General features: G+C 65.2%; 19 protein-coding genes. 13 read left to right on the plus strand and 6 right to left on the minus strand.

What is annotated here, in order from left to right:
* The first annotated feature begins 40 nt into the window (after window positions 1-40).
* From Y887_RS09230 to Y887_RS20225, 6 genes are all read left to right on the plus strand, one after another.
* Window positions 41-499 carry an NUDIX hydrolase gene (locus Y887_RS09230; RefSeq protein WP_046964047.1) on the plus strand — a complete coding sequence of 153 codons (459 nt, stop codon included), beginning with the start codon at window positions 41-43 and terminating at the stop codon, window positions 497-499.
* Window positions 496-1,632 carry a tRNA 2-thiouridine(34) synthase MnmA gene (gene mnmA / locus Y887_RS09235; RefSeq protein ID WP_046964048.1) on the plus strand — a complete coding sequence of 379 codons (1,137 nt, stop codon included), beginning with the start codon at window positions 496-498 and terminating at the stop codon, window positions 1,630-1,632. Before Y887_RS09230 ends, mnmA begins: the two co-directional genes overlap by 4 nt.
* A complete protein-coding gene (gene hflD, locus Y887_RS09240; protein ID WP_046964049.1) occupies window positions 1,632-2,246 on the plus strand; it encodes a high frequency lysogenization protein HflD in 615 nt (204 codons plus the stop codon). Before mnmA ends, hflD begins: the two co-directional genes overlap by 1 nt.
* Window positions 2,247-2,391: 145 nt before the next feature.
* Window positions 2,392-3,582 (plus strand): methyl-accepting chemotaxis protein, encoded by a 1,191-nt coding sequence (locus Y887_RS09245; protein ID WP_046964050.1) that lies wholly within the window; start codon window positions 2,392-2,394, stop codon window positions 3,580-3,582.
* An 86-nt stretch (window positions 3,583-3,668) separates the two neighbouring features.
* A complete protein-coding gene (locus Y887_RS09250) occupies window positions 3,669-3,956 on the plus strand; it encodes a hypothetical protein (protein WP_046964051.1) in 288 nt (95 codons plus the stop codon).
* Window positions 3,957-4,735: 779 nt separating this feature from the next.
* On the plus strand, window positions 4,736-5,179 hold the full coding sequence (locus Y887_RS20225; RefSeq protein ID WP_146093442.1) for a hypothetical protein: 444 nt from the start codon (window positions 4,736-4,738) through the stop codon (window positions 5,177-5,179).
* A gap of 184 nt (window positions 5,180-5,363) precedes the next feature.
* Here Y887_RS20225 and Y887_RS09255 read toward each other — a convergent pair whose 3' ends face one another.
* Window positions 5,364-8,150 carry a bifunctional diguanylate cyclase/phosphodiesterase gene (locus Y887_RS09255; protein ID WP_181113320.1) on the minus strand — a complete coding sequence of 929 codons (2,787 nt, stop codon included), beginning with the start codon at window positions 8,148-8,150 and terminating at the stop codon, window positions 5,364-5,366.
* 119 nt (window positions 8,151-8,269) lie between these two features.
* On the opposite strand from Y887_RS09255, the gene Y887_RS09260 reads away from it, so the two are divergent.
* Together Y887_RS09260 and Y887_RS09265 are read left to right on the plus strand one after the other, a co-directional pair.
* Window positions 8,270-10,402 carry a sensor histidine kinase gene (locus Y887_RS09260; protein ID WP_046964053.1) on the plus strand — a complete coding sequence of 711 codons (2,133 nt, stop codon included), beginning with the start codon at window positions 8,270-8,272 and terminating at the stop codon, window positions 10,400-10,402.
* A gap of 3 nt (window positions 10,403-10,405) precedes the next feature.
* Window positions 10,406-12,127, plus strand: coding sequence for an EAL domain-containing protein (locus Y887_RS09265; protein WP_046964054.1), 1,722 nt, complete (start codon window positions 10,406-10,408; stop codon window positions 12,125-12,127).
* 132 nt (window positions 12,128-12,259) lie between these two features.
* On the opposite strand, the gene Y887_RS09270 is transcribed toward Y887_RS09265, so the two are convergent.
* The 4 genes from Y887_RS09270 to flgA all read right to left on the minus strand — a co-directional run bounded on the left by Y887_RS09270 (window position 12,260) and on the right by flgA (window position 15,158).
* Window positions 12,260-13,486, minus strand: coding sequence for an ATP-binding protein (locus Y887_RS09270; protein WP_046964055.1), 1,227 nt, complete (start codon window positions 13,484-13,486; stop codon window positions 12,260-12,262).
* Between the two features lie 300 nt (window positions 13,487-13,786).
* Complete coding sequence (locus Y887_RS09275; protein WP_046964056.1) at window positions 13,787-14,119, minus strand: flagella protein; 333 nt, start codon at window positions 14,117-14,119, stop codon at window positions 13,787-13,789.
* Between the two features lie 16 nt (window positions 14,120-14,135).
* A complete protein-coding gene (gene flgM / locus Y887_RS09280) occupies window positions 14,136-14,447 on the minus strand; it encodes a flagellar biosynthesis anti-sigma factor FlgM (protein WP_014503328.1) in 312 nt (103 codons plus the stop codon).
* Window positions 14,448-14,513: 66 nt separating this feature from the next.
* Window positions 14,514-15,158: a flagellar basal body P-ring formation chaperone FlgA gene (flgA, locus tag Y887_RS09285; RefSeq protein WP_017154646.1), complete on the minus strand. Its 645-nt coding sequence runs from the start codon at window positions 15,156-15,158 to the stop codon at window positions 14,514-14,516.
* Between the two features lie 389 nt (window positions 15,159-15,547).
* Here flgA and Y887_RS09290 point away from each other — a divergent pair, with 389 nt between their 5' ends.
* The 5 genes from Y887_RS09290 (at window position 15,548) to flgE (ending at window position 19,604) form a co-directional block, all read left to right on the plus strand.
* On the plus strand, window positions 15,548-16,492 hold the full coding sequence (locus Y887_RS09290; RefSeq protein WP_003482947.1) for a chemotaxis protein CheV: 945 nt from the start codon (window positions 15,548-15,550) through the stop codon (window positions 16,490-16,492).
* A 335-nt stretch (window positions 16,493-16,827) separates the two neighbouring features.
* Complete coding sequence (gene flgB, locus Y887_RS09295) at window positions 16,828-17,229, plus strand: flagellar basal body rod protein FlgB (protein ID WP_046964057.1); 402 nt, start codon at window positions 16,828-16,830, stop codon at window positions 17,227-17,229.
* A 3-nt stretch (window positions 17,230-17,232) separates the two neighbouring features.
* The gene (flgC, locus tag Y887_RS09300) at window positions 17,233-17,640 is read left to right on the plus strand and encodes a flagellar basal body rod protein FlgC (protein ID WP_046964058.1); all 408 of its coding nucleotides are present in this window, start codon (window positions 17,233-17,235) and stop codon (window positions 17,638-17,640) included.
* A gap of 37 nt (window positions 17,641-17,677) precedes the next feature.
* On the plus strand, window positions 17,678-18,349 hold the full coding sequence (locus Y887_RS09305; RefSeq protein ID WP_046964059.1) for a flagellar hook assembly protein FlgD: 672 nt from the start codon (window positions 17,678-17,680) through the stop codon (window positions 18,347-18,349).
* A gap of 31 nt (window positions 18,350-18,380) precedes the next feature.
* Entirely contained in the window at window positions 18,381-19,604 is a 1,224-nt protein-coding gene (flgE, locus tag Y887_RS09310; RefSeq protein WP_046964060.1) for a flagellar hook protein FlgE, read from the plus strand.
* Window positions 19,605-19,744: 140 nt separating this feature from the next.
* Here flgE and Y887_RS21435 read toward each other — a convergent pair.
* Window positions 19,745-19,819, minus strand: a 75-nt coding sequence (locus tag Y887_RS21435) for a flagellar basal body rod C-terminal domain-containing protein (protein WP_157004323.1), incomplete at its 5' end; no start/stop codon positions are given.

The raw sequence follows: 19,819 nt of genomic DNA on the forward strand, positions 1-19,819 counted from the left end.
ACGCAGTGGCCGGCCTCGCGCCCGCCCAGGAGCACGACCGATGAGCACGTCCGAACAGCGCTGGCACCCGGATGTCACCGTGGCCACCGTGGTGGTGCGCGACGGCCGCTTCCTGCAGGTCGAAGAGACCATCGCCGGCCGGCTGCTGCTGAACCAGCCCGCCGGCCACCTGGAGCCGAACGAAAGCCTGCTGGACGCGGCGGTGCGCGAGACCCTGGAAGAGACCGGCTGGGACGTACGGCTGACCCACTTCATCGGCACCTACCAGTGGGTGGCGCCAAGCGGGCAGTGCTTCCTGCGCTTCGCGTTCGTCGGCGAGGCGGTGACCCATCACCCGGAACGCAGCCTGGATACCGGGGTGGTGCGTGCGCTGTGGATGACCCCGGATGCGTTGCGCGAGGCGGCCGATCGGCTGCGCAGTCCATTGGTGTGGGAAGTGGTGGCCGACTTTCTGGCCGGGCAGCGTCACCCGCTGGCCTTGGTGCGGCACATCGCATGAGTACGCCGCGCATCGTGGTAGGCGTCTCGGGTGGCGTGGATTCGTCGGTGGCGGCGTGGAAACTGGCGCAGCAAGGCGAGCCGATCGCCGGGTTGTTCATGCAGAACTGGGCCGACGACGGCAGCGGCGATTGCCGCGCCGAAGATGACCGGCGCGATGCGGTGGCGGTCTGCGGGGTGTTGGGTATCCCGTTCCACTTTCGCGATTTTTCCGGCGAGTACTGGAGCGGCGTGTTCGAGCATTTCCTGGCCGAATACGCCGCCGGGCGCACACCCAACCCGGACGTGTTGTGCAACCGCGAGGTGAAGTTCAAGCATTTCCTGGATGCCGCCCAGGCGCTGGGGGCCGAGCGCATCGCGACCGGCCATTACGCGCAGGTGGCCCATCGCGGCGGACGCTGGCGGCTGTTGCGCGGGGCGGACCGCGGCAAGGACCAGAGCTACTTCCTGCATCAACTGGGGCAGACCCAGCTGGCTGCGACCTTGTTCCCGATCGGCGACCTGGAGAAGAGCACATTGCGCCGCATCGCCCAGGACGCCGGCCTGCCCACCCACGCCAAGAAGGATTCCACCGGCATCTGCTTCATCGGCGAGCGCGACTTTCGCGAGTTCCTGGGGCGCTACCTGCCCGCCCGCAGCGGCGAGATCCGCGACCCGCAGGGGCAACGCATCGCCGACCATCCGGGGGTGTTCTATTTCACCCTGGGTCAGCGCGAAGGCCTGAACATCGGTGGCGTGCGGGGCCGGGCGGCAGCGCCCTGGTACGTGGTCGGCAAGGATGTGGCCAGCAACGTGCTGTACGTGGACCAGGACCGCGACAGCCCTTTGCTGCAATCGCGCTGGCTGCAATCCGAGCAGGCCCACTGGGTGACCGGCGCACCGCCTGCGCGCCGCTTCAGCTGCACTGCACAGACCCGCTATCGGCAGCCGGACGAGCCGTGCACGGTGGATGTGCAGGACGACGGCAGCGTGCAGGTACGCTTCGAGCGACCGCAGCGGGCGGTGACACCCGGGCAGTCGCTGGTGTTGTACGACGGCGAGGAATGCCTGGGCGGTGCGGTCATTGCCGCCACCGATGCGCCGCTGGAACGCCAGTTGGCGGGATCTTCTTTTCCTCTTGAGGGTGTGGCTTGATGAGTTCTTCCATGGATCACCGTGTGCTGGCGCTTGCCGGCGTTGCACAGGCCTTGCAGCAGGTGCGGCGGATTGCCGAAACCGGGCATTCGGAAGCGGCGACCGTGCGCACCGCCATGGACAGCGTGTTCCGGGTGGATGCGGCCTCGCCGGAGGCCGTGTACGGCTCTGCTGCGGCGGTGGCGCCCGGTCTGCGCCTGTTGCACAACTATTTCCGCAACCAGGCCCAGGACGATGTGCTGCCGCGCCTGGCGCTGGCGGTGCTGCAGCTGGAGCGCCGTTTCGTACGCGACACCACGACCGTCTCCACGGTATCCGGCGGCATCGAGTCCGCCGCCCGCCAGGCACAGAACCTGAACGATAGCGCTCATCCGGATGTGCTCAGTTCGCTGGGCGGGCTATACGCGCAGACCATCAGCCACCTGCGCCCCAAGGTCATGGTGCAGGGCAACCCGCATTACCTCGGCCAGGCAGGCGTGGTCGCGGAAATCCGTGCATTGTTGCTGGCAGCGGTGCGCTCGGCGGTGCTGTGGCGGCAGATGGGGGGCAGCCTGTGGGACTTCCTGTTTGCCAAACGCGCGATGAGCGAAGCGGTGGACCGCGCGCTGCGCTGAGCGGCAGACAAGGCGGTTTCAGGCGCCCGCAACGGGCGCTAGCGCTCGCTGGCCGCAAGTGCATGGGCAGGACGAGATGGCGATCGTCGCTAAAGACCACGGGGGGAGTGCCGATACAGCAACCGTGACTCTGCCGAGAACGCCCATGTATTCACGTCCACTCATCCGTCTAGCCGCTCCTTTGGCTCTGACCTTGCTGTTTCCCTTCGCTGTCGGATTCGACTGGCCCGCCTCGGTGCGCTGGGCAATCCTGGCGACCATGACCCTTAGTTGGTTGGTTTTCGCTGCCTGGGTGACGTATTCCCAGTTCCGGCGCAACCCGGACCAGACCCGCATCCTGCGCGAGCAGGACCAGCTGCTCAACGAACTGCGTACGTTCGTCAGCAACGAAGTCGACGGTTCGCGCTCGGAAGTCGAGCGTGCCCGCGAACTGATCCGCCAGGCCGTGTCCGGTCTTGGTGGCAGCTTCGAAGCGATGAACCGCAAGTCGCGCCAGCAGAGCCAGGCACTGGCCCGCATCGTCGACCGCGCAGGCGACGATGGCAGTGCCGGCGTCGACGTCGCCCGCTTCGCCCAGCACGCCAGCTCCCGCATGGAGCAATTGGTGGAAGCGCTGGAACAGGTGAGCGGCCAGAGCACCAACACCGTCCATCACATCGATGAGATGGCCCAGCACCTGGATGGCATCTTCGCGTTGCTGGAAGACGTCAAGTCGATCGCCGACCAGACCAACCTGCTGGCGTTGAACGCCGCCATCGAAGCAGCACGTGCCGGTGAAGCCGGTCGCGGCTTCGCGGTGGTCGCCGACGAGGTGCGCAACCTGTCCGAGCGTTCCACCACCTTCAACGAACAGATCCGCAAGCTGGCCCACAGCTCCAAGGAATCGATCGCCAAGGTGCGTGAAACGGTCTCGCAGCTGGCCTCGCGTCATATGGACCGCTCCCGCGAGGCGCGCCATGAATCGGCCGCCATGCTGGAGAACGTCGCTCAGATCAACGCCTCGTTGGGCGATGGCATGCGCGAAATCTCCGAGTGCGCTCGGTCCATCGACGGCAGCGTGGCCGAAGCGGTGCGTGCCCTGCAGTTCGAAGACATTGCCACGCAGACCTTGAGCGGGATCCACACCCACCTCGATCGCCTCACCGCGATCAACCGCGAGGCGGTGGCGCTGCAGGAGCTGCTGCATCGCAATGGCGGTGTGTACGACAGCGACCTGGTTGCGTCGCTGGCCAAGGTGTCCAGCCGTCTGCGCGACATGCGTGTGGAGTGGGAACGCCCGCCGCACAAGCCGGTCGCACAGCAGGGCATGGGTGCCGGTACGGTCGAGTTGTTCTGAGACCGATGTCCCCCCGCAGCTTCTGATCCCGACATTCCCCGGCCTTCCGGGGATTTGTCGTTCCGTAACGACCCGGTGTTCCGCTCATGACGCTTCTTGCCCCCACCACCGATGCCGACCCCACTGCCGCACTGCAGGCAGCAGCCTTGGCCACCGCCCATGCCCAGCGCATCGCGCAAAGCGAAGCGGCCAGGCCGGTGCTGCGGCGGATACGGTTGCCGGCCGCACTGGAACGGCTGGAACTGGCCGCACGCGAGGAAGTCAGGGCGCTGATCAACCCGCGCCGCGATTGCAGCGAAGACGACCTGCTGTTTGCGACCGTGGCGTGGGACCTCGGCCTGGACGGCGCAGCCGTCGGCGCGTCGGCACGCTGACTCCGTCAACGGCGGGGCGCGCCCCCGCCGGCGCCCCCCCCGGTGTTTTAACTGCCCCGTCTCCGGGTCTCCCCCCCCCCCCCCCCCCCCCCCACCCCCCCCGCGGCGGGCCCCCCGCCGGTTGTTTGAACTGCCCGATCTCAGGTTCCCCCGCCAGTCACTCCGCCCGCACGACACCCTGGTCCTCGTGCCCAACGCGCGCAAGATCCTTCACGGCGCAGCATGTCTGCTTCCGAATCAAGACAGCAGGCGATGGCGCTGTCGGCCAGCGCCTTGCAGCGGGCGATACGTAACGGAATCAGTACAACTGGTGCGGCACGCATCTATGACTGACGAGACTTCGCTAGGCCACCGACGGTCGGTTATGGCCTGCTCGCCTCACGAGTGCGATGGTGACGCATGCCGGCTGTCAAAGCGCCGGCATTTGCGTGATGCCCTGCCCCATCGTTTCCATATCAGCTTGCCCAGGATCTGGTCCGGAAGCACCCGCCACGGCACGCTCGCGATAAGGATCATGCACCGGCGCGCGCAAGTGGCTGCAGTGCTGACGGAGCCTGACTCTGGCAGCGTCGTGCCGAAGGAGGCGAGCCTGGCGAACAGGTATGCACTACGTGCCCGTCGTACGCCCTCGTGAGATAAATACCAGGGCGCGTACGGTATCCGCTTGTCAACACTCCCGACGCCCTTGCCGGCTCCATCTGCCCTTTGCAGGCAGATGAAGTTCTCTTCGACCCAGTCACCGGCGTGAGACGCGGTGCAATTCCAGGCATCGATTTACCGTGAAGAATTTCGGCCTTGCGCTGTCGTTGATGCTTTGCCTGGTCGCTTGCGAATCGCGATGTATTGTCTCTTCGATCCAGGCTGAACTGACGGAGACGGGGCAAGTCGATTTGGCACAGATCGCGCCCGGAGGATGGGATCGGGTGTGCATCCTTGGCCCTTATTCCACCGACGAAGAAGCCGCCCTATTGGTGGGAGCACCCTGGTCGTTGCGCGGCAACTCATCAGCATGGGAGAGCGACGGCGTGTCCGCCCTGCTTTTGGTCCGTGGTCAAACCGTTCTGTCGTCAGTCGACGTGTCTCGTGCACACGCCGACTTTTCCGGCCAATCCGACAAGTGTTTCCCGCGCGAAAAGGCTCGGTTCGTTCGCTTGCCGGGCAGCAAGGAACTGGTCCCGGCGGCTGGTCTACCAGCACTTCCGCGATCCAGGACGAACCATTGAGAGTGCCGTCATCGAGTCTTGAACAGCACTTGGCATTCTTCTGAATTTCAACGTCCGCCCGCTTGCCGATTCGGGCCACTCGGTAACTGCGGCAGCCGGATCCCAGACCATTCGATCTGCATGTTGTGCGGCAGGCTGAGTCCATCATTGATGCGATACCAGGCCGACAATGGCACGACCCGCCTCAGTTGGCGATCACCAAGCGTGCACCCAGGCGCATGCCGGCCTCGGCCTCGCGCAGCCACTGCGCCATGTCGCGCGGCGACAACGGGCGCGAGTAGAAATAGCCCTGGATCTCGTCGCAGCCCTGCTGACGCAGCAAGGCATCTTCCTGCACGGTCTCCACGCCTTCGGCGACGACCTGCATGCCCAACGCATGGCCAAGATGCACGATGGCCTGGGTGACCTCGGCGGTGTTGGCATCGTCGAGCATGCCTTGCACGAAGCTGCGGTCGATCTTCAGGCGCTGCACCGGGAAGCGGTTGAGGTAATGCAGGTTCGAAAAGCCGGTGCCGAAGTCGTCCACCGCCAGCAGCACGCCGTTCTGCTCGAACAATTCGAAGCAACGGCGCAGCGAATCCGAATCGCGAATCAGGGCAGATTCGGTCAATTCCAGCTCCAGCCGCGATGGCGGCCAGCTGTTGTCGCGGCAGATTTCCAGCACGCGCTCGGCAAAGCCGCGTTCGCGCAACTGCACGGCCGAGACGTTGACGGCGATGCGGCTGAAATTGAGTCCGGCGCGATCCCAGACCACCGCCTGGCGGCAGGCTTCGCCGATCACCCACTCGCCCAGACGCACGATTTCGCCGCACTCTTCGGCGATCGGGATGAATTCGACCGGGCTGCAGGGACCATGGCCAGGACGATTCCAGCGCATCAGCGCCTCGATCGCCGGCGACGCATCGCCCACGGTATTGACCAGCGGCTGGTAGACCAGCGTGAACTCTTCGCGCTCGAGCGCGCCCTGCAGCGCATGCTCGAGTTCCAGCCGGCGCTGCGCACGCAGCAGCACGTCCTGGCTGTAGTAATGGAAGGTATTGCGACCGGATTCCTTGGCCGCGTACATCGCCGCATCGGCGGCGCGCAGCAGGCTGTCGAAGTCCGACAGGCCCTCTCCCTGCAGCGCAATGCCGATGCTGGCGCCGAGCTTGAGGGTGACGTGGTCCTTGCGTAGCGGCTCGCCCAGCGCGCTGATCAACTTGCGCGCGACGTGGCCGGCGTCCTCCGGCTCGGAGAGATCGCGCAGCAGTACGATGAATTCGTCGTCGCTGAAGCGGCCGAACAGATCGCTGTTGCGCAGATGCTGATGCAGGCGCGCCGAAGCGAGCTTGAGCAGATTGTCGCCGGTGGCATGGCCGAACGAGTCGTTGATGCTCTTGAAACCGTCCAGATCGATCAGCAGCATGGCCAGCACCTGGCCGCGCTCGTGGGCTTCGCGAATGGCGTTTTCTGCCTGCTCGCGCAGCAGGAAGCGGTTCGGCAGTCCGGTCAGGCGGTCGTAGTGCGCCAGCAGCTCGATGCGTTCGTTGGCTTCGCGCTCGCGGGTGACATCGCGGAACAAGGCAACGAATCGTGGCGGCAGGCCTTCACGACGGTCCAGTTCGATCAGCACCTGCACCCAGATGCGCTGACCGGAGTTGCGGTAGAAGCACAGTTCCAGCTGCTCGGGCAGACCGCCATCGGAAATGCGCAGCAGCGCCGCTTCGAAGGCGTCGCGCGAATCCTGGGTGTACAGCGCCAGCGCCTGCTCCAGGGTGATGTTTTCCTTGCGCAGGCCGTGGATGCGGTAGCACTCCTCGGTCCACTGCATGCGGCGGGTATCGACCTCGATTTCGCAGCCGCCGATCTTGCCCAACGCGGACACGCGATTGAGCAACTCGGTACGCCAGCGGATCAGCGCATCGGTCTGCCGCTGCTCGGTGACGTTCTGCAGCTGGCCCAGCACACGCACCATACTGCCGTCGCCATCGAACACCGGTTGCGCCCAGACCCGCAGATGATGCGGATTTGCGCCGAGCAGGCCGTTGACCTCCAGCTCGAAATGCACCGGCAGGCCTTCGTGCTTGATCTTGCGCCAGGCACCGCGCAGCTGCGCGACCGAGGGCCGGGCGAGCAGGCGCAGCAGATCGCGAATCCCGCTCAGACGCAGTTGGGTCATGCCGAGCTGCTGCAGGAAATCCTGCGAGATCCACAGCTGGTCTTTCAGCGAATCCCAGCTCCAGCTGCCCATGCTGGCGATGCGCTGGGCCTCTTCGAGCTGGGCCTGCTGCTCGCGCAGCTGCTGCTCGAGTAATTTGTGGTGATGCACGTCGGTATGGGTGCCGACCATGCGCAGCGGGCGGCCATCTGCGGTACGCGAGACCACGCGGCCGCGATCGAGGATCCAGCGCCATTGGCCGTCGTGCTGGCGCAGCCGGAACTCGGCGACGTAGGTATCGGTACGCCCGTCCAGATGCGCCTGGACGGCGGCGCTGACCTGCGCGTGGTCGTCGGGATGGATCAGCCCGGACAAGGCGGTGAGATTGTTCGGCAGGGGCTGCTCGGAGTAACCGAGCATGCGGGTCCAGCGTTCGGAGCGGTAGACCACGTCGGCCGGGATATCCCAGTCCCACAACCCGTGGTCGGCGCTGTCCAGGCCCATTTCCCAGCGACTGGTGCCATCGGCGCCCACCGGCTCGGGAATGCTCAGGGTGAAGGCCATGATCTGGCCATGCTCGTCGCAGACCGCGCGCAGCCAGCCTTCCAGCCGTCCGCCACCGGTTCCCGGCAATACGCAGGCCGCCATGCCACCGCTTTCGGCCACCTGGACGCGGCTGCTCTCCAGCACTTCGGCATACGCACCAAGGGTTGCCGGCAGCCCCAGGGACTGCGCAACGCGATTGGCCGCCAGGGGCTGGCCATGCGCATCCAACAACACCACCGCTGAGGTCAGCGGGTGCTGCAGCATGCTTGCAATGACGCCTGAGTCCACTCTGGAACACTCCGAAGGATCGACCCCTGCCTCGGGGTCGCAATGGATAACGGCCGCCCGGCGGATTAGTTGAGGCGGGCGTTTCGGGCGCGACCGAACCGGGATCAGTTACGGCTAAGATGTCCGCATCGCCAGCTCCAGAGGTCGTCCGCGGACCCATGCACCAACCTGTCGCAGCGCCCGCGTTCTCGTCGCCTCCGGTTTCCCGACTTCGCCTGGCCGAACGCCTGCAGCAAGGCCTGTGGACGCTGACCGGGCTGTACCTGCTGATCGGCGTGGTGTGGCTGCTGCTGGGCAACCGATTGCTCCACCTGGCTGGCGCGGCGGTACCGGAGCGCTGGTCCGACGCCAGCTTCCTGCTGGTGTCGAGCGTCGTGATCCACCTGGTGCTGCGGCGCTTCATGCGCTTGATCGTGGAAGAGCATGCGCAATTGGCCCAGTCCGAGGCCTTGCTGCAGGCCAAGTTCCTGGCCCTGCCCAGCCCGGCCTTCATTTACGACCTGGCCACCATGCGCATCCTCGACGCCAATCCGGCGGCGCTGGAATTCTTCGGTTGGGAGCGCGACGAATTCCTGCAGCAGACGCTGCAGGCGATCTGGCCCAACGCCGATGGTGCGCGGCTGGAAGACATCATTGCGCAGATCCGCGGCAAGGGCGATACCACCTGCGTGTTGAACGAAGATCTGCTGACCCGCGGCGGGCTGCGGCATGTCGAGGTGCGCAGCAATCAGCTGCATCTGGCCAGCGGCCCTGCCCGCCTGGTGGTGACGGTGGACCGCAGCGAAGAGCGCCAGGCGCAGCATCTGCGCGACGAAGCGCTGGAGCGCCTGGAAGAGGCGCAAGGCATCGCGCGGTTGGGCTCATGGCAACTGGATCGCGCCACCGGCCTCGGCCGTTATTCGTCGGCGGTCTATCGCATCCTGGGGCGCAGCGTGCCGATGCATCGCCGCGAACATCGGCTGGAAGAGCTGCTGACAGCGTCCGACACCGCCACCCAGACGCGCATCGAACGCATGATCGAAGACATGTGCACCGGGGGAGAAGTGCAGATCGATGTGCTGCTGCCGCTCACCGGCGGCGATTCGCAGCCGCGCACCGTGCATCTGCGCGCGGAGAGCGTGACCCTGCCCAGCGGCGCGCGGCATGTGCACGGCACCTTGCAGGATGTCAGCGAACGCGAACAGTCGCGGCGTCTGCTGCGCGAACGCGAAGAACAATTCCGCGAACTGGTGCGGGTGCTGCCGGACGGCGTGCTGATCCTCGCCGACGAACACGTGATGTACGCCAATGCCGCCGGCTCGATCCAGTTCGGCTTCCAGGGCGAAACCATTCTGGGCGAGCCTCTGCAGACACTGGTCGGCGATTCCGACCTGTCGGTGGTGCGCGAGTATCTGCGCGCCGGCAGCGATCGCAATGAGCCGGTGTCCAGTGCGCGGGCGATGCGCCGTCGCGATGGCAGCACGTTCTATGCGGGCTTGTCGGCCGGCGATATCCGCTATGGCGGGCGCAGCTGCAAGCTGCTGGTGGTGCGCGACCTGAGCGAGCCCGAGCGCATCCGCGACGCGCTGGCCGAGAGCAATGCCGAGCTGCAGGCCATGGCCAAGCGCCTGTTCTCGCTGCAGGAAGACGAACGCCGCGCGATCTCGCGCGATCTGCACGACGATATCGGCCAGGCGATCACGGCGATGAAGCTGTCCGCGCATGCCGCGCTGGACGAACCGGATCCTGACGCGCGCCGCGAAGACCTGCTGGAAGTGGTGTCGCTGGCCGACAGCACCGTGACCAAGCTGCGCAACCTGTCGATGCTGCTGCGTCCGCCGCAACTCGACGCGCTGGGGCTGGAAGCGGCATTGCGCTGGCAGGCGTCGATGCTGTTCCGCGCCTCGCAGGTGCGGCTGGAACTGGACATCCAGGCGCTCGACGTCCGCCCGGGCAACGAGATCGAGCAGGCCTGCTTCCGGATTGCGCAGGAAAGCCTGACCAACGCCTTGCGGCATGCATGCGCAGGCGAAGTGCGCATGAGCCTGCAGTCGATCGACAGCGAGAGTTTCCGCCTGGAAGTCAGCGACGACGGCGATGGCTTCGAGCCGGAAGGCCCGCGCGGACTGGGGCTGATCGTGATGCGTGAGCGCGCGCAAACCGTCGGCGGCGTGCTCGCGATAGACTCTGCACCCGGAGCAGGCACGCGCGTGACGTTGCGCCTGCCCTATCACCCGGCCGGCGAGTCCGTCCACGAAGATGGTGGACGTTGAGTCATGTGGAGCCCCGTAATCCCGCCCGGATTGGAAATCGTCAAACCGACACGCCTGGGCGCAGGCAATCCCGAATTGCTGCACCTGGTCGACGCGGCCGCCTCCGGCGGCCAGCCGTTGATGATCTTCCATGTCGATATCGACCACTTTGCCTCGATCAACGAGAACATGAGTGGCGAGGTCGGCGATCAGGCGCTGACGCTGGCCGCGCGCCGATTGCAGGAATTTCTGGGCACGCGCGGCAAGCTGTGGCGGCACGGCAGCGACGAGATGATCATCGTGGCGGTGCGCCGCGACGACACCCCGTTGCCGGAGGATTTTGCCGAAGAGATTCGCCAGCAGCTGGAATTGCCGCTGTCGGTGCTGCCGTACACGTTGTTCATGACCGGCAAGGTCGGCATCAGCCTGTGTCCGGAACACTCGACCTCGCTCTCGATCCTGCTCGACTACGCCGAGGAAGCCAGCTACCAGGCCGCGCGCGAAGGCGGCAACACGGTGCGCCTGTACACGCGCAATTCCGCGACCAACGCGCATAGCGAAAGCATCATTGCGCGGCAGATCGTCGATGCGATCCCGCATGGCGAGCTGCGCCTGCGCTACCAACCGCTGGTCAGCGCGCGCGACGGGCGCATCGTCGGCATGGAAGCGCTGCTGCGTTGGCAATCGCCCACCCTGGGCATGCTGGTGCCGGAGCGCTTCATGCGCACCGCCGAGCGCCTGGGCGTGATCGTGCAGATCGGCGAATGGGTACTGCAGAACGCAGTGCGCCAGGCGCGGCTGTGGCGCGACCAGGGCTTCGACGATTTCAGCATCGCGGTCAATGTCTCCACGCTGCAGTTGTTGCGGCCGGGCTTCTTCAACGAAGTGATGGCGATGCTGCAGACCGCCGGCGTGCCGGCGCAGTTCGTGACGCTGGAGATCAACGAAAGCGCGTTGACCAACAACGTCAACTTCGTCCACGAGACGATGGCCAACCTGCGCAACGAGGGCATCAGCCTGAGCCTGGACAACTTCGGCACCGGCGATTCCAGCCTGAGCGCGTTGGTCCGCTATCCGGTCGACCGCCTGAAGATCGACCGCAGCTTCATCAAGAGCGCGCCGGCCGGCAGCCGCGAGGCGGCGATCGCGCGCGCCATCATCGCGATGGGCCATCAGCTGGGCATGACGGTCATTGCCAATGGCGTGGAATCGCAGGCGCAGCTGGGCTTCTTGCGACGCAACGATTGCGACATCTTCCAGGGCTATCTGTTCGGCGAACCGATGTCGGCCGAGTCCGCCGGCATGGCCTTGCGTCGGCGTTATCTGCGCCCGGAATCGTTCGCCGAAAGCCGCCCCGACCGCACGCTGCTGCTGCTGGACGACGAAGAAAACGTGCTGCGCTCGCTGGTGCGCCTGTTCCGCCGCGACGGCTACCGCATCCTGGCCGCCGGCAACGTGCGCGATGCCTTCGACCTGCTGGCCACCAACGACGTGCAGGTGATCCTGTCGGACCAGCGCATGAGCGATATGAGCGGCACCGAGTTCCTGGGCCGGGTCAAGATGCTCTACCCCGACACCGTGCGCCTGGTGCTGTCGGGCTACACCGATCTGGCCACGGTGACCGAGGCGATCAACCGCGGCGCCATCTACCGCTTCCTGACCAAGCCCTGGAACGACGACGAACTGCGCGAGCACATTCGCCAGGCCTTCCGCACCCATGACGAGCTGCGCAACGGCCGGGAATAGGGATTGGGGATTCGGGATTGGTTGGAAGCGGGCGCTGCGCCGTTGTGTCAGATGGCTCATTGACGATCAACAACAGCAAGGGCCGCTTTTGCCAATCCCCAATCCCGAACAACCACTCCCGGCGCGTCAGCGCTACTTCGGCTGCCGGATCGGCAGCACGATGCGGAAGCTGGCGCCCTGCCCCGGGACGCTTTCCACGTCGATGCGGCCGTGGTGCTTGTTGATGATGCCGTAGGAGATCGACAGGCCCAGACCGGTGCCGCTGCCGACCGGCTTGGTGGTGAAGAACGGGTCGAAGATGCGCTGCAGCAGGTCCGGGGCGATGCCGGCGCCGCTATCCTGGAACTGGATCCAGACGTTTTCCGCTTCGTCGCGCCCGGTGGTGACGGTGATCGTGCCGCGCTCGACAATCGCCTGGCCGGCGTTGAGCAGCATGTTCATGTAGACCTGGTTGAGCTCGGACGGCAGGCACTCCACCAGCGGCAGCTCGGCGTAGTTGCGCTCCAGGGTGACCTTGTACTTGAGCTCGTTCCAGATGATGTTGATCGTGGATTCCAGGCCGGCGTGCAGGTCGACCATCTTCCAGGACTCGGAACGGTCCGAGTACGAGAAGTCCTTGAGGTCGCGCACGATGCGGGTCACCCGCTCGATGCCTTCGCGCGATTCGGCCATCAACTGCGGCAGATCGCGGCTGATGAAGTCGATGTCGGCGCGGTTGCGGATTTCGTCGATTTCCGGGATCAAGGCCTTGGGGTCGGGCGCCTGCAGCGCGCGCTCGTAGGCTTCGATCAGCGTGAACAGGCTGCGCAGGTACTCCTGCAGGCTACCCAGATTGGAGTGCACATAGCCGATCGGGTTATTGATCTCGTGCGCCACGCCGGCCGCCAGCTGGCCGATGGAGGCCATCTTTTCCGACTGCAGCAGCTTGTCCTGCGCCCCGTTCAGGCGCATGTAGGCCTGGCGCAATTCTGCATGACGCTGCTGCAGCTCGCGCTCGTAATCCTGCTGACCTTCGATGTTGTGGAACAACGCGAGGAAGTGGCCGACGCCCTGCTCTTCGTTGTAATACAGGTGCGCGATGACCACCCGGTCGGCCACCGGCAGACTGCCGGTCCAACTGCCCTTGCTGCGTGCCTGATTCAGTGCATCCGACGGCAAGACCTGCGAGATCCGCTCGCCCAGGTTGCGATCGTCGGCGGGATCTTCCTTGCACAGGCTTTGACGCGCGACGGCGTTGGCCAGGATCAGCTGCCCGTCGGCGCGGAACAGCAACACGCCCTCGAGCATCTGGTCGCCGAATGCGCGCAGGATGGTCGAAGACGGCAACAATGATTGATTGAGAAAAAACTTGGCGGTCACGGGACAGGGCGGCAGCAAGGACGCCTCAATATACGCCCAACCCTTGGGCGGCCGTATCGCCGCTTGGTCTTAGAGCCGTCTTTGAAACGGCTTCATGCACCACTTGCAGGCGCGGCCAGTGATCTGCAGTGGCGCGCGTGCGTGATGTCACGGCGGTCACCCCACGCCGTTCTTCTGAGTCGGTACTGCAACGACGACCAGCCGGCCTTGTCGACGGCAGCACCGCCGCATCGCCGTCTGCCACCGCATCGATCTGCGCGCAGCACACACGGTGCGTACGCCCGACGCAGGATGGCTGGCTCAGGCCACTGCCAGTGAACGTCCGCCGCGCAGCACGTTGGATTGGCCCTTGGCATCGTACGAAGGCGCGCTTTCGGTACGCCCCAGGTGCCGCAACGCCCAGTTCACCTCGCGGCGGCGGCGTGCCAGCAGCGCACCATTGGCGCGGTTGGCTTCGGCCAGCTCACGCAGACGGTCTTCTTCGCCTTCGGGCATTGCTGCTTCAAGCGCGCGCAGCGCCGACAGCTTGTCCTGCGTGTGCCGCATCAAGCCATCGATGTCGTTCTCGAGTAATGCCTGGCGCTCGCCGGCCAGCGCATCGCTGAGACGTTGCAGGAACTCGTTCACGTTCATCCTTTTAAGTCGGGAATCAACCCGCCAGTTGCTGATTCAGATCCATCATGCGGCTGGCGATGGCATCCGGATTGATGGAGTAGCTGCCGTTCTGCAACGCATCCTTCACCGCCTGGACGCGACCGGTGTCGATCGCCGAGGACTGCGAAAGCTCGCGCTGCAGGTTCTGCAGGTTGGTCGCCTCGCCGGTCAGCTTGACGCTGTCGGTGGGCGGGGTTGCGGCAACCGGGGACGCGCGATCTTCGCCGGCCGAAGCGATCTTGCTGCTCGTGGCCGCGGTACGAAGGGTGGCAGCGGTCGGTAGATTGCCTTCGATTTTCTGGGTCATGTCAGGAACTCCTCTACAGGTCGTAGGGGATAACGGCACCCAGAAAAAAAACTTTATAGAGAATTTTTACCTGGAGACCACAACGGTTCCGCTCGCTTCAACAATCCCCTGCACCACACGGCGGGACGAGGAATTTTCGACGGAAACGCGCTCGTTTTCGCCGGCATCGGAGAGTGCGCGACCGCTCATGCGCACCTCCAGACCGCCGTTGCGCGCCACCAGCGGGACGGTGTCGCCGCGCCGGACCAGCCGCTGCGTCACCAGATCGTTGGCCGAGAGCAGCGAGCCGGCCGGCAGGACGCGCCGGGCGGTCTTGCCCACCGCCGCCACCGGATCGGCCAGCACCGCACCGACGATGCGGGCGGCGTCACGCTTCTCGATACTGATATCGGCCAGCGAGATGGTTTCTCCAGCGCTGATGCCCCGGCGCAGCACCAGCACATCCTGGTTGCGGCGCACCTTCAGCGGCACGAACAGGCGCCAACCGGCCGGCTGCGGGCAGGCCACTTCGACGGTGTTGGTGCCGGTGGGCTGGGCCTGCAGCGCGATCGGACAGGCCGGCATGCGCAGACCTGGATCGAGCGTGGCCTCGGCTTCGGCATCCGGCCCGACCGTGGCCAGCGCCGCAGCGCGGATGGAATCGACAGACTGATAGCTCTGGGCCCAGGCCGGAGCGGCAGCCAACAAGATGACAAGCAGGAGCAGGCGCATGGGACCAGATCCGGAGGAAGACGGAACAGGCAGTGCAAGAGGTGTGCCTGTTTTTTGCCGGGATTGGGGAGTCGGGATTGGGGATTCGTAAAAGCGGCCTCGCGGGTGATGCATTTAGCCGGTGCCAAGGCCCTTTCAGCCAGCGCATCTATCCGACCAACTGTCTCCGACAGGGCTGCAAAAGCAGCAACGGCCTGACCAACGCGCTGATTCACGCCCTTGAGCCAATCCCCAATCCCCCAATCCCGACGCTTGAGCGAATCACCACTTCCGAATCCCGAATCCCGACGCTCGAGCGAATCCCCACTCCCGAATCCCGAATCCCGACAGCGCCCCCGATCAACCACAAAGTCCTCAAGTTTCCCGGCGGCGCTGTCGATATCTGCCCCATGACCCACGATCTGCTCAACCGCATCGACCAGCGCACCCGACTGGCTGGCCACAACCGACTGGCGCTGCTGCTGTTCCGGCTGGGCGGACGCCAGCTTTTTGGCGTCAACGTCTTCAAGGTCCAGGAAGTGCTGCGCCGGCCGGAGCTGTTCCAGGTGCCCGGCCTGCCTACCGAGTTCGCCGGCGTTGCCGACGTGCGCGGGCGGTCGGTGCCGGTACTGGATCTGGGCCTGGCCATCGGCCATCCGGAGCGCGATTCGCACTCGGAAAACGGGCCCGGCTACCTGGTGGTGGCCGAATTCAACCGCTCGGTCCAGGGGTTTCTGGTCAGCGGCGTGGAGCGCATCGTCAATATCGCGGTGGAAGATATCCATCCGCCACCGGAACTTGGCGCCGAAGCCACTTATTTGACGGCGGTAACGCGGTTCCAGGGCGAGCTGATCCAGGTGATCGACGTGGAAAGCGTGCTGGCCGACATCGCCAAGGTCAGCAAGGACGTGCAGCTGGACCCATCGCTGCAGCTGGTGGCCTACGATCGCCAGTTCCAGGTACTGGTGGTGGACGATTCGCGGGTGGCGCGTCAGCAGATCCGCAGCGTGCTCGACCAGTTGGGCGTGTCGGCGACCTTGTTGTCCGACGGCCGCCAGGCGTTGGATCACCTCCTGCAGGTGGCCGCGTCGGGCGAAAACCCGGCCGACCGCTATGCCATGGTGATCTCCGATATCGAAATGCCGGCAATGGACGGCTACACGCTGACGACGGAAATCCGGCGCACGCCGGGCCTGCAAGGCCTGTACGTGCTGCTGCATACCTCCTTGTCGGGCGTGTTCAACAACGCCATGGTCGAGCAGGTGGGCGCCAACGCCTTCGTGGCCAAGTACAGCGCCCACGAACTGGCCGATTACGTACTGGCGCGCCTGAAAGTGGTCGCCGAAGCGGCCTGAGCAGGTCGATCGGCCGCCGGAGCGGCGCCGATCGCAGGGACAAGGCGCTGCGCCGGGCTGCAAGGGTACCGCGGCTCGGAAATTGCGTCGGTGCGTCGACGCGCGCCCGAAGCGATACCTGCGACGCCAGACCGTCCCCCAGGGAATGCCGGACCTTCCGGCTTGCCACCCTTGATTGAAGCGACCGTCGTGACGGACACGGGTCCATCGCGTCTTCCGGACGGCCAGCTGCCCTGCGTCGGCAGCGCCGATCTTTCTCCGCGTTGCGCGGCCCGTACCGCCTCGATTGGCACAAACATTGCTTCCTCCCTGGCAACACTTCGCGGGAGAGCACCGTGTCCAGTCCCTTCTCTTCGTTTCTCGGCGTCCATGGCGACGCGTTGACGCTGCGCGAGCAGCGCATGAAGCTCATTGCCAGCAACCTGAGCAATGTGGACACCCCCGGGTACAAGGCCAAGGATCTCAACTTCGAAGCGGCGCTGAAATCGGCCCAGGGCGTGCAGGACGGCGGCCTGATGCAGGCCACCGACGCCAAGCATTACGAAGTGGGCGGCAGCGCCGGGCTCAACCCGTTCCAGATCACCCGCGAATCCGACCAGCCGAGCCTGGACGGCAATACCGTCGATCCGGATGCAGAACGCGCCGCCTACGGCCGCGCCGCGCTGGAGTACCGCGCGTCGCTGAGCTTCCTCGAATCCAAGGTGCGCTCGATGCTCACCGCGATCACGGGCCAATAAGTCATGAGCAACCTTCCCATCTTCGATGTGGCCGGCTCGGCGCTGCACGCGCAGTCGGTCCGCCTGAGCACCATCGCCTCCAACCTGGCCAATGCCGACTCGGTGGCCGGTTCTGCCGAAGCGACCTACAAGCCGATCGAGCCGATCTTCCAGGCCCAGCGAAACCGTCAGGACCCCAGCCTGACCTCGGTGAACGTCAAGGAGATCACCACCACCAACGCGCCGCCGATCCGTCGCTACGAGCCCGGCCATCCGCTGGCCGATGCCGACGGCTACGTGTTCTCGCCCGACGTGGACCCGGTCTCGCAGATGGTCAACATGATTTCCGCCTCGCGCAATTACCAGGCAGGCGTGGAAATGCTCAATACCGCCAAGGAACTGGCGCTCGCGACTCTCACGATGGGTCGCTGACCCTTCCTAGCTGACCTTTACTAACGGACCATTCCAGATGAGCACGATCGGCAGTGACCTCTACGCCAGCCTTGGGCTGAGCACCAGCAGCGCCGCATCCACGAAAAAGAAGGAGGAGTCCCTGGGCCAGGCCGACTTCCTCAAGCTGATGACCGAGCAGCTGCAACACCAGGATCCGCTCAAACCGATGGAAAACAGCGCGTTTCTGGGCCAGTTGGCGCAGTTCTCCACCGTGCAGGGCATCGGCGATCTCAACACCAAGGTCAGCAGCTTCTCCGCGGCGCAGAGCAGCGATCAGGTGCTCAAGGGCGCGGCGCTGGTCGGGCACAACGTGTTGGTGCCCTCGGCGCAGGTGGCGATCGACGCCACCGGCTCAGCCAAGGGCGTGGTCGCTGCGACCTCGGCCGGCTTCGTCAATTTCGAAATCACCGATGCCAACGGCGCCTTCGTCAAGCAGCTCAGCGTGCCGGCCAGCGCCGCCGGCGAGGTGTCGTTCGCCTGGGATGGCACCGACGCCAACGGCAACCGCATGGCTGCCGGCAAGTACGGCATTACCGCAACCCAGACCGACACCGCCGGTTCCAAGAGCAAATTGTCCACCTATGTCGATGCACCGGTGGACAGCGTCACGATCGGCTCGGACGGCCTGTATCTCAACCTGACGGGGCTCGGTACGTCCCCGCTCGCCAACGTGCTCCGCGTCAGCTGAGCCGGCAACCGACACTCAAAGGAACTCATCCATGGCTTTCAATACCTCGTTGTCCGGCATCAACGCAGCCAATGCCGATCTGAACGTCACCTCCAACAACATCGCCAACGTCAACACCACCGGTTTCAAGGAATCGCGTGCCGAGTTCGCCGACATGTTCCAGAGCACCAGCTACGGCCTGTCGCGCAATGCGGTGGGTTCGGGCGTGCGGGTCAGCAACGTGGCGCAGCAGTTCTCGCAGGGCAATATCGACCCGACCGGGCGCAGCCTGGACCTGGCCGTCTCCGGCGAAGGCTTCTTCACCGTGACCTCCAATGGCGCCAAGATGTACACCCGCGCCGGCAACTTCCAGACCGATGCCAACGGCTACGTGGTCAATCCGCAGGGTGCACGCCTGCAGGTGTTCGCTCCCAACCCCAGCGGCAATGGCTTCGACGTGGGCCGCCTGTCGGACCTGCAGTTGCTGACCACCGACAGCCCGCCCAAGTCGACCTCCACGGTCAACCTGGCCTTTACCCTGCCCGGCAATGCCACCGCACCGACGGTGACCCCGTTCAGCCCGGCCGACGACAAGACCTACAGCCATTCCACCGGCGGCATCAACGTCTATGACTCGCTGGGCGTCAGCCACGTGCAGACCTCCTATTTCGTCAAGACCGCCAATCCGAACGAATGGCAGGTGCACAACTACGTGGACGGTGCGGCGGTCGGTGCGCCGACCACACTGCAGTTTTCCGACACCGGCTCGCTGACCACCCCGGCCAACGGCATCATCACGATGGACCCGTTCACCCCCAGCACCGGTGCCGGCGTGCTGAACATGCGGCTCAATGTCAGCGGCTCGACCCAGTACGGCGAAGCCTTCGCGCTGCGCGACACCCGCCAGGACGGCTACGCCAGCGGCAAGCTCAACGAGATCAGCATCGACACCAGCGGCGTGGTGTTCGCGCGCTACTCCAACGGCGCCGACAAGCCGCTGGGCCAGGTTGCGCTGAGCAGCTTCGTCAACCCGCAGGGCCTGCAGTCGCAGGGCAACAACATGTGGGCCGAAAGCTACACCTCCGGCGCCGCCCGCACCGGTGCGCCAGACACCTCGGACCTGGGCCAGATCGAATCCGGCTCGCTGGAATCGTCCACGGTCGACCTGACCGAGCAGCTGGTGAACATGATCGTGGCCCAGCGCAACTTCCAGGCCAACTCGCAGATGATCTCGACCCAGGACCAGGTCACCCAGACGATCATCAATATTCGTTAACGGCTGGGATTGGTGATTGGGGATTAGGGATTGGCAAGAGCCGGTATTCCGCTAAACGGATGCCGGCCCTGCCCCTCTTCTGCCAGGTCGCAATAGCCAGCGTTTACGAATCCCCAATCCCCAATCACCAATCCCAGCCGTTAACGAATATTGATGATCGTCTGGGTGACCTGGTCCTGGGTCGAGATCATCTGCGAGTTGGCCTGGAAGTTGCG

Origin of the sequence: Xanthomonas pisi DSM 18956 (assembly GCF_001010415.1) — a bacterium.
Classification (GTDB): domain Bacteria; phylum Pseudomonadota; class Gammaproteobacteria; order Xanthomonadales; family Xanthomonadaceae; genus Xanthomonas; species Xanthomonas pisi.